We start from the raw sequence: 12,928 nt of genomic DNA on the forward strand, positions 1-12,928 counted from the left end.
GCCTGCCGCCGAGCGGATGATCGAAACCGTCGATTTAGGCATCGCCTTCGGCAAGGGGCGCCTGCGCAAGCAGGTGATGGACGGCGTTTCCTTCAGCATCGCGCGCGGCGAAAGCTACGGCCTGATCGGTGAATCCGGCTGCGGCAAATCCACCCTGTTGCGCGCACTGACCGGCCAGAACGCCCATTATACCGGCGCCATCCTCTACCAGAACCGCGAGCAGCATCCGGTGCGCGACAAGGCGTTTTACCGCCGGATCCAGATGGTATTCCAGGATCCCTACGCGTCTTTGCACCCACGCAAGATGGTGTATCACACCCTGCTGGAGCCGCTGGTGATTCACGGCATGGATCGGCGCGAGGCGCGTATCTCCGACGTGCTCCATGCCCTGGGCCTCGGCGACGCCTTTCGCTATCGCTATCCGCACCAGCTCTCAGGCGGCCAGCGGCAGCGCGTGGCGCTGGCCCGGGCGCTGATTATCGAGCCGCAGGTGTTATTGCTGGACGAGCCGACATCGGCGCTGGATGTGTCGGTGCAGGCGGAAATCCTCAACCTGCTGAAAACCCTGCGCCGCGAGCGCAACCTGACCTATTTGATGGTCACGCATAATCTGGCGGTGGTGGCCCATTTATGCGATCGGGTGGCCATCATGCACCAGGGCAAACTGATCGAGGAGATGACTGCCGACGATATCCGGGGCGCCAAGGCGACCGAGCCCTACACCCGGCAGTTTCTCGCCGCCAGCAGCCTTTAGCGCCCAGGAGCCGGTTATTATGACGACGACTCACGCAAATCAGGCCAGGGACGCCCTGCTGCTGCGCTGCGACAGCCTGGACAGCGACGCGCTGCTGATCCTGCGCGGCGGCGTTAGCCTGCTGGAATATGGCGACATGCGGCGGCGCTTTCTTTGCCATTCCATGCGCAAAAGCTTTCTCAGCGCGCTTATCGGCATCCAGGTAGCGCGCGGCGGCTTCGACTTATCGCTGACGCTGGCCGCCCTCGATATCAACGATATAAACGCCCTGAGCGACGTTGAGCGCAGCGCCACGCTTTATGACCTGCTGACGGCGCGATCGGGTATCTACCACCCGGCCAACTATGAAACACCGTGGATGACGCGGATCAAACCCCCGCGCCACAGCCAGCCGCCGGGCTGCCGGTGGAGTTATAACAATTGGGATTTCAACGCCCTGGGCAGCGCTTACCGACAGCTGGCCGGCATGGATATCCACCGGGCGTTTTTCGAGCAGATAGCCCAACCGATCGGTATGGCCGACTTCAGGCCGCAGGACGGCTGGATGGAACCGGGAGCGCATTCGCGACACGCGGCCTATCCGTTTCGCCTGTCGACCCGCGATCTGGCCCGTTTCGGCCAATTGTTTCTGCAACAGGGCCACTGGCGGGGCAAACAGATTATCCCGGCGCAATGGGTGCGCCAGAGCCTGCTGCCCTATTCCCACGCCGGCGATCGCGGTGCCTACGGCTATATGTGGTGGCTGGCCCGTGACGGCGTGGCATTGCCCGGATGCCTACTCCCAAGCGGCAGCTATTTCGCCTACGGCGCGGGGGGACATTACTGCCTGATACTGCCCGCCCTGGACGCCGTGGTGGTCCACCGTGTGAATACCGACATCGCGGGGCGCGAGGTCAACCGTTTCCAATTCGGCCAGTTAATCAATGCGGTGCTGGCGTTCCTGGCCGCACTTTCGGGAGAACAAACATGAACGTGATTGAAGCCATTGCCGCCTGGAGCCGCGCCCAGACCGGGTTCAGCGACACGGCGCGGGAGCGGGCGCGCCTGGCGATTGTCGACACGCTGGCCTGTCTTTATGCCGGGCGGCGCGATTTTTCCGCGCTCGCCGTGCGGGCGGCGGGCGAGATGTACCTGCGCCACGGCGGCCGGGCGCGCGTGATCGGCGGCGGCCGCGCCCCGGCGGCGATTGCCGCGTTTATCAACGGCACGTCGGCACACGCCATCGACTATGACGACAACTTCGGGCCGGGCATGAGTCACGCCTCGGCGGTACTGGTGCCGGCGCTGCTGGCGGTGGCGGATGAACTCGACGCCGGCGGCGGGCAACTGATCGACGCCTATCTGATCGGCCTGCAGGCGCAGGCGTTTATCGGCGCGGGAGTGGGGCCTGCGCACTACACCGCCGGCTGGCACGGCACGTCGACGGTCGGCTGCATCGGCACGGCGGCGGGCGTCGCCTGGCTGATGGGCCTGGACCAGGACGGCATTGCCCGCGCCTTAAGCAACGCCGTCAGTTTTGCGTCGGGCATCAAAGGCCAGTTCGGCACGCCCATCAAACCGCTGCATGCGGGCTGGGCGGCCCGCAACGCGGTGGACGCGGCCGTATTGGCGCAACAGGGCATGCGCGGCAGAATCGATATCCTCGAGGCGCCGCAGGGATTTGGTGAAATGTTCGGCGGCGCCGCGCCCGCCGGCTGGGACATCCCGGCCATCCTCGGCACCCGGCTGCACAGTATTGACGGCGTGGGGGTAATGCCCAAGCGCCATCCCTGCTGCGGCTCGACGCATATGATTGTCGATACGCTGTCCGACCTGCGGGAGGCCCATGATTTTACCGACGCCGACGTGGTCTCGGTAGAAACGCTGGTCGGCATCGCCAACCGGCGCAACCTGGCCTATACCGTACCGGAAAATGAGATGCAGGCGCGTTTCTCAATGCACTATTGCGTCGATACCTGGCTGCGCCACGGCGCGCTGAGCGTACAGGATTTTACCCCCGCACGGGTAGCGCGGCAAAGCGATCCGGCGCGCCTGGCCCGCGTCAGCATGCGCGCCTACAGCGCGCAGCAAGAGGCCGCTGTCCCGGCCGGCGACAAGCTGCCGCACCGCGTTACCCTCACCCTGCGCGACGGACGCCGCCTGGAAGCTGAGCGCCGCCTGGCGAAAGGCAGCAACGCGGAACCTTTTAGCGAAGGCGAGCGCAGGCAAAAATTTATCGACTGCTGCACGGACCTGGATCACGCGGCCGCCCTGTTCGACGGGCTGAAAAACCTGGGGAACGCCAGGGATCTCGGCGCGCTGGAGGCGCTGATGATGGGATAACGATGCGGCGCCATGCGCCCTATGACAGCGCGGTTTTCCGCGGACCCGATAGCCGCTTAGCCCGCATCAACCCAAACGCTGACGCCGGCGGCGCGGCATCTGAAGATACCGGCGCCGGTCTCATCCAGCGTCACCGTCGCCTCATGCTGCCCGAGGTAATCCCGCAGGCGCCCATGGGCAAAATCAGCGCCAAGCCGCAGGCGTTTTTCGCCCTCGCCGCTGTTGGACATGATCACCACGCAGCCCGGCCGCTCGCCGGTGCCGTGGCGGTGAAAGGCCACGCAGTGCGCATCGTCGAAATAGTCGGTCTGCCGGCCGTGCGCGTACAACTGCCGCGCGCGGATTAACGCCTCCAGCCCCGGGATCGCCGGCAGCTCGATGGCGCGGACATTGCCCTCCTGGTCTTTATCCTCATAGGACGCGCCGAACAGATCGGGATAAAACACCGTCGGCACGCCCTGCTCGCGCAGCAGTATCAGCGCATAGGCCAGCGGTTTGAACCAGGGCGCCACCGGCGCCTCCAGCGCTTGCAGCGGCTGGGTATCGTGATTGTCCACCAGGGTGACGGCATGGGCCGGGTCGGCGGCCACCAGGGTATCGCTGAACACCTGCCGCAAATCAAATTCCGCGCCCTGCGTCGAGGCATGATGGAAGTTCATTTGCAGCGGCGCGTCGAACAGCATGGTTTTCCCCGCCACCTGCTCCAGATACTGCAGCAAGATCGCCGTTTTATGCGACCAGTACTCGGCGATAACCAGCATTGGCTGCGCGGCATCGGCCTGGATTTGGTCGATCCAGTCGCGGTAAAACCAGGCGGGGATATGTTTGACCGCATCCAGGCGAAAACCGTCGCAATGGGTTTCATTCATCACCCACCGGCCCCAGTGGGCCAGTTCGGCCGTGACGGCCGGATTGCGGAATTCGATATTGGCGCCCATCAGATAATCGTAATTACCCAGTTCGTCGTCCACCTCTTCGTTCCAGCCGTCGCGGGTATAGTCATTGACGATTTTGAAAATGCCTTTTTCCGCGGGATCCTCTATCAGGTCGATGCCGCTAAAGCACTTATGATCCCAAACGAACTGAGAATATTGGCCCTGCCGGGCGGGAAAGGTGAAACGGGTCCAGGCGGTGGCATCTATCGCCTGGTCTTCTATTTCTTCCCGGTCCTCGATTTCAACGCGATTGACCTGAATGCGTTCCTGCTCGTCGGCGCCCATTTTATGGTTCAGCACCACGTCAAGCAGTACGCCGATATGATGGGATTTCAGCGCCGCGATGGCCGCCAGCAGCGCCGCTTTGTCGCCATATTTGGTGGCCCGCCCGCCCTTTTGATCGAACTCGCCCAGATCAAACAAATCATAGGTATCGTAACCGACGGACTGCGCGCCGGTATCCGCTTTATAGGCCGGGGGCAGCCATACCAGGCTGATGCCGATGTCCGCCAGCCAGCCCGCCCGTTCGGCGGCTTCATGCCACAGGGTACCGCCGGCGGGATAATACCAATGAAAAAACTGCATCAGCGTCGGGTTGTGCATCCGGGACTCCATCATTAACAGGATAAAGACAGTATGGAAGAAACCCGGGCGACCACCGCACTTATTTTTCCGCCCGCCCGCTACAGGGTATCGGCGGCCCCTTCCTGCATCCTTTCCTCGTTATGCAGCCGCTGGCGCCGGCGCAGATTGGGGAACCAGGCCATCCACAGTCCCACCACCACCAGGGTGCCGATACCGCCCAGGGCCGCGGCCGGCACCGCGCCCAGCCATGCCGCCAACAGGCCGGACTCGAATTCGCCCAGTTGGTTGGAGGTATTGATAAATATCGAATTGACCGCGCTGACCCGGCCGCGCATGGCGTCGGGGGTATCCAGCTGGACCAGCGCGCCGCGAATCACCATGCTCACCATATCGAAGCCGCCGAGGGCGAACAAGGCCAGCAGCGACAGCCAGAGCGCGGTGGACAGCGCAAACACCAGGGTCGCGATACCGAACCCGGCCACCGACAGGAACATGATCATGCCCACGTTCCGCTCAAGCGCCCGGCGGCTCAGCCAGAAACCGACCAGCAGCGCGCCCAGCGCCGGCGCGCCGCGCAGCAGCCCAAGCCCCCAGGGGCCGGTATGCAGGATATCCTTGGCGAAAATCGGCAGCAGCGCGGTGGCGCCGCCCAGCAGCACGGCGAACAGGTCCAGCGAGATCACCCCCAGCACATCGGGGCGGGCGCGGATAAAGCGCACCCCGGCGAAAAGGGTGGCGAAACTGGCCGGTACGCGTTTGGGCGGCGCCTGCTCGTAGCGCAGGCGGGCGACCATCCAGATCGACACCAGGTACAGCGCGCCGATGGCGATATACACCGTACCGGCCCCGGCGACATAAAGAAAACCGCCCAGCGCCGGACCCACCATCATCGCGGCCTCGCCGGAGGCGGCATTGGCGGCCATGGCGCGCGCCAGCATCGACGGCGGCACCAGCGCCGGCAGCATCGACTGCAGTGCCGGCGCCTCCATGGTTTTGGCCACGGCGATAAAAAACACCAGGCCCAGGATAGCCAGCTCATTGGCATAATGCATCAGGGTCAGCGCCGCCAGCGCGGCAATGGCCAGCCATTCGGTTATCTGGCCGAATAATACGATGCGCCGGCGATCGAACTGGTCGGCAGCATGGCCGGCGGGCAGCGCCAGCAGCACCGACGGCAGGAACTGCGCCAGGCCAATCAGGCCGAGGTCAAACGCGCGTCCGGTCATGGTATAGATTTGCCAGCTCACCACGATGGACAGCATCTGGAAACCGAAGGCGGAGCCGGTGCGGGCCAGCCAGAATGCGACAAAAGACGGATGCCGCAGCAGCGAGTCCGAGCTGGCGGAAGCGGAAGAATGCATGGCCAATCCTGTTATCCGGTAATGAACAGACTGATCCGGCCGAAGGACATGCCCCCGGCCGGGCCGGTTAATGCGGGGAGTTTAATAAGCGATTGTTTGCTAAAACAGCGTTATAAATTTGCCCGGCGCAATAGCGACGCTACCGAAAGCGGCAACGCCAAACGTGGCGGCGGCGGGAAGACCCGCCGCCACCGCTAACAATATCGCTGGCGGCGGCGAATTAATCAAGCGGTTAGCAACAGCGCCGGTGGCCCGGCCGCCGCCGCGCCGGCGCGGAAAACGGCGGCGTCAGGACCCGCCGCGCGCAAGGGAAGGCGACGCCGCGCGCGGTTCCTGATGGGGGCGATAGACGTTTACCGCCGCCGCCAGGCGTACCGTGCTATGGGACAATTCTTCAGCGGATTGGGCATATTGCTCCACCATGGCCGCGTTTTGCTGCGTGGTCTGGTCCAATTGGCCGATGGACTGGCTTATCAGGGTCAGGGCCATGGTCTGTTCTTGCGAGGAGGTGCTGATCTCGCCGATAAGGCTCGCCACCTGGCCCGCCTGCTGGACGATATTATCCATGGTGTCGCCGGCGTTTTGCACCAGTTTGCTCCCGTCCGTTATCCGCTCCACGCTGGTTTCAATCAGATCCTTGATTTCCCTGGCCGCCAAGGACGATCGCTGCGCCAGCAGGCGGACCTCGCCGGCCACCACCGCAAACCCGCGGCCCTGCTCGCCAGCGCGGGCCGCTTCCACCGCGGCGTTAAGCGCCAGGATATTGGTCTGGAACGCAATCCCTTCGATAACGGCGATAATATCCACGATGCGGCGGCTGGAATCGCTGATGGCGCCCATGGTACTGATGACCTCGGTCATCCTTTCCCGGCCCTCTTCGGCGGCGCTGCTGCTCATTGCCGCCAGCGACCGGGTTTCATTAACGCTGTCGGCGCTGTTGCCGACGCTCGCCATCAGCTGCTCGGTGGCGCTGATAATCTGCTGCAGGTTATCGCCCGCCTGCTCCGTACGCACTTTCAGCTGCCGGTTCCCCGCGGCGATTTCACCGCTGGCGTTGCTGATATCCTTGATCTGGCCGCTGACGTCGTCCGTCAGGGAGCGCAGGTTCAGGCCCATCTGGTTAACGCTGCGCAGCAGGTAGCCGATTTCATCGACCCGGTTGAAATAGACATATTCCCCTCTCTGGCAGGACGACAGTCTTTGCGCCTGCGCCAGGATGACGGCTATGGGTTTTCCCACCTGCCGGTGCAGCCAGCCGGAGGTCACCGCCAATCCGCCCAGGGTGACGGCGCCAAGCGCCGCCGGTCCGAGCGCGAACACGCCGGCGCCCACCGCGGGCAGCGCGGCGGCCATCAACAGCGCAAGGCGCAAACGCCAGCGCAAGGGCATTTTTTGCAGCAGCGACAGCGGCGCGAGCCAACCGGTGCGCACCAGCAGTCCCCGGTACAGCGCCAGGCGGCGGCGACCGGCCCTGCCGGAATTCATATCCTGATATAAGGCCGACGCCTGTCTGACCTCCTCGGCGGTCGGGGCGATGCGCACCGAGAGATACCCCGTGGTCTGGCCGTTATGGCCCGTCGGCGTCGCATTGGCGCGTACCCAATAGAAGTCGCCGTTCTTACGGCGGTTTTTGACCAGCGCCGACCAGGAATGCCCCGCCCGCAGCGTATGCCACATATCGGCAAACGCCGCAGGCGGCATATCGGGGTGGCGGACAATATTATGAGGCTGATTAACTAAATCCTGATAGTGGTATCCAGACGCGCTGACAAACGCCGCATTGGCATAAAAAATAGTACCTTGGAGATCGGTTGCGGATTGTAATGTTGTTTCACTGTCAATCTTATACTCACTGAGAGTAACGGGATTGTTAATTCTCATCTGCACCTCATTAATAGGCGGATAAATAGACGCGGGGGCTTCAGCTCAATCGGCCCGAGGTGCAAAAACTTTATTATTATTTCAGCCGATGGGCTTATTTATCCTTAACGCGGCATTAAATAATGGTTTTAATATTTATTATTACAAATCAATAACATTGCGGCAATAAATAATAGCCTTGCGCTGGCGGGAAATAATGAAAGCGGCGGCGGGGTTTATTAAGAATATACTCAGGGGTCCACCATTATTTAGCGATGACGGGCCATTGCGGCGCGGGGGCCGGCTATTAATATAATAGCCGGCCCCCGGAGGATATTATTTCGCGTCCGGCAAGGCATAGGCGATAAGATAATCGCCAAGCTTGGTGCCGAATGAACCGTGGCCGCCGGCGGCTATCACCACGTACTGCCTGCCGTTGGCCTCATAGGTCATCGGCGTGGCCTGGCCGCCCGCCGGCAGGCGCGCTTCCCATAGCGCCTGGCCATTGGCCACGTTAAACGCGCGCAGGTAGTTATCCGCCGTGGCGGCGATAAAGGCGACATTGCCGGCGGTGGAAATAGGGCCGCCCAGCATCGGCATGCCCATTTTGAACGGCAGCGGCAGCGGCGAGCTGTCGCGTACGGTGCCGATGCGTTTTTTCCAGACAACCTCATTGGTCTTCAGGTCCAGGGCGGAGATATATCCCCACGCCGGCTGTTTGCAGGGGAAACCCAGCGGCGAGAGGAAGGGGTTCAGCGTCACGCCGTAGGGAACGCCGTATTGCGGCTGGATGCCGACTTCGGAACCCGTCCCCCCCTTGGCCTCATCCGGCTCCATCGGATTGCCCGGACCGCGCGGGATAAGCTTCGAGACGAAGGGCAGCGCCATCGGGTTGGCGACGGCAATCTGACGGTCGGTATCAACCGAAATACCGCCCCATTCAAACATGCCGAGGTTGCCGGGGAACACCAGGGTGCCCTGCTCGGAAGGCGGCGTAAACGGCCCCTCATAGCGCAGCTGGTGAAACATCACGCGGCAGATCAGCTGATCGTAGATGGTGGCGCCCCACATATCCTTGCCGCTCAGGTTTTGCTTGGGACGGTAGGTCAATTCCGAGAACGGCTGGGTGGGCGACAGGCGATCGCCTTTGGCCGGGCCCTGCGGCACCGGGGTTTCCGGCGCCGGCACCACCGTTTTGCCGGTACGGCGGTCCAGCACAAAAATATTGCCGGTTTTCGCCGGCACATAAATTACCGGTATCTTATTGCCGCCTTCATCGGTGATATCCGCCAGGGTCGGCTGCGCCGGCACGTCCATATCCCACAGATCGTGATGCACGGTCTGGTAGAACCAGGCCAGTTTGCCGGTGGTGGCGTTCAGCGCCAGCAGGCCGCTGGCAAACCGCTCCATTTCCGGCGTACGGTTGCCGCCCCAGATATCGGGCGTGGCGACGCCAATCGGCAGATAGACTAAATCCAGCTTGGCGTCATAGGCGGCCGGGGCCCAGGAATTGGGCGAGTTCGGGGTATAGAGCTGCGCGCCTTCCGGAATGATGTTGGGGTCCTTGCTGCCGGGATCGAACGCCCACAGCAGCTTGCCGCTGTTAACGTCAAAACCGCGGATCACCCCTGACGGCTCGCGGGTGGAATAGTTATCGGTCACCGCGCCGGCAATCACGATCACATTACCGGTGACGATCGGCGGCGAGGTAGGCTCGTAGCCGCCGGCTTTGGGAAACGGCATATTGTTTTGCAGGTTCAGCTTGCCGTTGTCGGCGAAATCCGGACAGAGTTTGCCGCTCTGGGCATCCAGCGCATACAGATGGCCGTCGTTGACCGGCAGCAAGATGCGGCGGGCGCAAAGCGCCGGCGGCTGGCCCGCGGCGTTGGCCTGCGCCGCATCCGGCGTTTCATGGTAGGACACGCCGCGGCAGGTGACATGCTGGAACGACGGATCGGTTTTCAACTGCGGGTCGAAGCGCCATCTCTCTTTGCCGGTGGCGGCGTCCAGGGCAAACAGCTTCTGGTGCGGCGTACACAGGTAAAGCAGATCGCCGATTTTAATCGGCGTCACTTCATCGGTCAGCTCCGCCGGATCGGCGGCGGTTTTCATATCCCCGGTGCGAAACGTCCAGGCCTCCTTCAGCTGGCCGACGTTTTTATCATTGATCTGGTTGAGCGGCGAATAGCGCGTCCCTTCCTGGGTGCGGCCATAGGCGGGCCAGTCGCCGTTGGCGATACCGTTGGCGCTTTGGGCGGAGGACGCCGTCTGGTCGGCGCTCAGGGTACCGTTGATTTCCTGCGGGTCGTTAAAGACCGCGTAGACCAGCACCAGCACGGTAATCAGCAGCGAGGCCAGCAGGGAGCCGCGCGCCAGCGCGTCCCTGGCCGCCAGGCGGCGGTAGATAAAGGGCAGCGCGATCCACAGGCCGAAAAAGAACGTCACGTCCAGGCGCGGCGTCAGCGCCCAGAAATCGGTGCCGACCTCCCAGAGCGCCCAAACCGTGGTGCCGAGCAGGAAAATGGCGTACAGCAACAGCGCCGCGGGGCGGCGCCGGTACAGCAGCCAGGCGGTAAGCAGCATCGCCAGGCCGGCGATGATGTAATACGGCGAGCCGTGAAGCGTGGCCAGCCAAACGCCGCCGATCAGCAGGTAGAGGCCGCTCAGCGCGGCGAATAATGCCGTCAGTATGACGAGTGTCCGTGATAACACTGTCTGTTTTTGCATAGGATGCACCTTACCAAAATGTCATGTCGATGATGTAAAGATTAAGCTAGATAGGTCAAATAGCTCTTGTTATGCCATGATTATTCAAAAACGTAGCTTAGGGTCGCGCCGCCGCCCCAGTTGCGGCCCTCGGCCGGCTCGAAATAGCGCCCGTTGCCTTCATTGACGATCACCGAGCCGACGTAGCGGCGATCGAACAGGTTATCCACCCGGCCAAACACATCCAGCGACCATTTACGCCAGTTCACCCGGTAGCCGGTATTCAGGCTGGCGACCGTATAGGACGGCGCCTGGGCGCTGTTCTGGTCATCGGCCTGGATAGCGCTCATATAACGCACCTCGGCCCCCGCATGCCACCCCGCCTCGGGCCGCCATTCCAGCGCGGCATAACCCATATTGCGGGCGATGCCCGGCAGGCGATTGCCCGCCGGCACCCGTTCATCCGGCGTGCAGCCGTCGGACGCGCAGGTGGCGTTGCGGTAGGTGGCGTCCAGCAGCGTCCATGCCATTTTCAGCCGCCAGTCCAGCGCAAACTGCTGATCCAGCGCCAGCTCCAGGCCGCGGCGGCGGGTTTTGCCGGCATTGGCGTAGCTGGTGCGCCCGCCGGTGCTCTCGGCGACCACCAGTTCGTGGTCGGTATTGGTCTGGAACACGGCGGCGGTCAGCAAGCCGTAGCCGATACGCGTCTTACTGCCCAGTTCAAACGTATCGCTGGTGGCGGGCTTTAGCGCGGTGTTCAGGCCCGGCTGGCCGTCGGGGCGGTAGGAGAGTTCATTAATGGTGGGCGTTTCAAAACCGCGCCCGGCAGAGAAATACAGGTTCCAGGCGGGGTTGACGGCATAATTCAGCGAGCCCATCGGCAGCAGGCGATGATAGCGGGCGCTGCCGCTGTCGTCGCCGTTGGCGCCGGTGATGTAGTAATCGCGGGAATCAAAGCTGACCGTGCTGTAGCGCAGCCCGGCATCCAGCGTCCAGCGCGGGGTCAGGTTCCAGGTGGTTTGCAGGTAGGGATCGAGATTCCACATACGGTTTTTCTCGTTGCGCCGCAGGGCGCCCTTTTCCCCGTAGGTGATGCCGTCGTCCCGGGCAAGATAGTTTTCGAACCCCTGGCGCCGCTCGGTCATGGTTTCATAATCCAGCCCGCCGGTAAGCGTGACCGGTACCGGCCCCAGGTTATCCTGGTGGCGCCAGCGCGTATCTATGCCCTGGTATTTACGCTCCAGCACGATAACGCCGCCGGCATGGTTGGGGTTGAGCTGCGCCGACAGGGGAATGGACTGGTACTGGGTGGTATGGCGCTCGCCATGGTACGCCAGCATGGTCAATTGGTCATTGGCGCCCATCTCGCGCTGATAGCGCAGCCCCGCCTGGGTCTGGTCCAGGGTCTTGCGGGTGTTGTACTGGTCCGCGCGCGGCGACTGGCGCGGGTTGTCATGCCATTCGTCCGCCGTCAGGCCGCCCGGATCGCCGGCGTCCACGGACACGCTGTTAAACATCAGCGTCAGCGTGCTGACGTCATCCAGGCGCACGCCCACCTTGGCGTTGCCCAGATTTTTCTGCGTGGCGCTGTGATCGCGAAAGCCGTGGGTGGTAAAGCGCGAGGCGGATACCGCGTAGTTCACGTCCCCGGCCTGGGTGCCGTCGCCGGTGGCGCCGGTGGCCTTGACGCTGTTGCGCCAGGTGCCGTAGCTGCCGTAGTAGGTGCCGGCCTCAAGCGTCGCCGGCTGGGCGCCGGTCTGGGTATCGATATTCACCACGCCGCCGGATGCGTTGCCATACAGCGCCGAATACGGGCCGCGCAGCACCTCCACCTTATCCACCGAGTTAAGATCGATATTCGAGGTCTGTCCCTGCCCGTCCGGCATGGTGGCCGGAATGCCGTCCACATAAATCCGCACCCCGCGCACGCCGTACATCGAACGGCTGCCGAAGCCGCGCACCGACAGCTGCAGATCCTGCGCATAGTTTTGCCGGTTTTGGATTTGCAGGCCGGGCACGCTGCCCAGTCCTTCCGACAGGTTTACCTGAGGGCTGCCGTTGCGCAAATCCTGGCCGTCGACGACGCTGACCGCCGCCGGGGTATACAGCTCGGAAAGGCCGCTGCGCGGTTTCACCACCATCAGCGTCGAGGACGGCGGATCGGCGGTCGCGCCGCCGTTCGGGGCGCCAGCCGGTGTCCCGGTGCCGGCGGCTTGCGCAAAACATACCGCCGCCGGCGGTAACAGAAACAATGGTGTCAGGAGCAGCGCGGATGTTTTCGTGTTCAATGGCGTGATTCGGTAAGAAAAGTTTATAGGTCAAAAGTATAGAGCGACTTTACCATTTTGCCTTAGTGTCAAGCTATGTAAAGATGTTGAGGAAATGTTAATGCTTGCCGCCTGTGG

Annotated in this window: 8 protein-coding genes; 3 read left to right on the forward strand and 5 right to left on the reverse strand. The window is 62.8% G+C overall.

The features are described 5' to 3' along the window. Positions 1–16 precede the first annotated feature (16 nt). Genes ACL2XG_RS07095 through ACL2XG_RS07105 form a run of 3 tightly spaced genes read left to right on the forward strand, consistent with a single transcriptional unit; the run spans position 17 to position 3,076 of the window. Positions 17–754 (forward strand): ABC transporter ATP-binding protein, encoded by a 738-nt coding sequence (locus tag ACL2XG_RS07095; RefSeq protein ID WP_413723422.1) that lies wholly within the window; start codon positions 17–19, stop codon positions 752–754. 19 nt (positions 755–773) lie between these two features. Next, positions 774–1,724 carry a serine hydrolase domain-containing protein gene (locus tag ACL2XG_RS07100; RefSeq protein ID WP_413722501.1) on the forward strand — a complete coding sequence of 317 codons (951 nt, stop codon included), beginning with the start codon at positions 774–776 and terminating at the stop codon, positions 1,722–1,724. Beyond that, positions 1,721–3,076, forward strand: coding sequence for an MmgE/PrpD family protein (locus tag ACL2XG_RS07105; protein ID WP_410015630.1), 1,356 nt, complete (start codon positions 1,721–1,723; stop codon positions 3,074–3,076). Before ACL2XG_RS07100 ends, ACL2XG_RS07105 begins: the two co-directional genes overlap by 4 nt. 56 nt (positions 3,077–3,132) lie before the next feature. Here the strand turns inward: ACL2XG_RS07105 and amyA are convergent, their stop codons facing one another. The 5 genes from amyA to pqqU form a co-directional block, all read right to left on the reverse strand. Continuing rightward, on the reverse strand, positions 3,133–4,614 hold the full coding sequence (gene amyA / locus ACL2XG_RS07110) for an alpha-amylase (RefSeq protein WP_410015631.1): 1,482 nt from the start codon (positions 4,612–4,614) through the stop codon (positions 3,133–3,135). 80 nt (positions 4,615–4,694) lie between these two features. Beyond that, on the reverse strand, positions 4,695–5,957 hold the full coding sequence (locus ACL2XG_RS07115; protein WP_410015632.1) for an MFS transporter: 1,263 nt from the start codon (positions 5,955–5,957) through the stop codon (positions 4,695–4,697). A 288-nt stretch (positions 5,958–6,245) separates the two neighbouring features. Next, the gene (locus tag ACL2XG_RS07120; protein WP_413722500.1) at positions 6,246–7,838 is read right to left on the reverse strand and encodes a methyl-accepting chemotaxis protein; all 1,593 of its coding nucleotides are present in this window, start codon (positions 7,836–7,838) and stop codon (positions 6,246–6,248) included. A gap of 315 nt (positions 7,839–8,153) precedes the next feature. Next, a complete protein-coding gene (locus ACL2XG_RS07125) occupies positions 8,154–10,544 on the reverse strand; it encodes a glucose/quinate/shikimate family membrane-bound PQQ-dependent dehydrogenase (RefSeq protein ID WP_413722499.1) in 2,391 nt (796 codons plus the stop codon). Between the two features lie 80 nt (positions 10,545–10,624). Further along, a complete protein-coding gene (gene pqqU / locus ACL2XG_RS07130; protein WP_413722498.1) occupies positions 10,625–12,811 on the reverse strand; it encodes a TonB-dependent receptor PqqU in 2,187 nt (728 codons plus the stop codon). Between the last annotated feature and the right edge of the window lie 117 nt (positions 12,812–12,928).

It is taken from the genome of Sodalis sp. RH24, from assembly GCF_047324145.1.
Taxonomy (GTDB): Bacteria; Pseudomonadota; Gammaproteobacteria; order Enterobacterales; family Enterobacteriaceae; genus Acerihabitans.

What these genes read in the sequence shown, in the direction of transcription:
- ACL2XG_RS07120 (WP_413722500.1), bottom strand. Translation starts at nt 7,838, where the DNA reads ATGAGAATTAACAATCCCGTTACTCTCAGTGAGTATAAGATTGACAGT.
- amyA (WP_410015631.1), bottom strand. Translation starts at nt 4,614, where the DNA reads ATGCACAACCCGACGCTGATGCAGTTTTTTCATTGGTATTATCCCGCC.
- ACL2XG_RS07125 (WP_413722499.1), bottom strand. Translation starts at nt 10,544, where the DNA reads ATGCAAAAACAGACAGTGTTATCACGGACACTCGTCATACTGACGGCA.
- ACL2XG_RS07100 (WP_413722501.1), top strand. Translation starts at nt 774, where the DNA reads ATGACGACGACTCACGCAAATCAGGCCAGGGACGCCCTGCTGCTGCGC.
- ACL2XG_RS07105 (WP_410015630.1), top strand. Translation starts at nt 1,721, where the DNA reads ATGAACGTGATTGAAGCCATTGCCGCCTGGAGCCGCGCCCAGACCGGG.
- ACL2XG_RS07115 (WP_410015632.1), bottom strand. Translation starts at nt 5,957, where the DNA reads ATGCATTCTTCCGCTTCCGCCAGCTCGGACTCGCTGCTGCGGCATCCG.
- ACL2XG_RS07095 (WP_413723422.1), top strand. Translation starts at nt 17, where the DNA reads ATGATCGAAACCGTCGATTTAGGCATCGCCTTCGGCAAGGGGCGCCTG.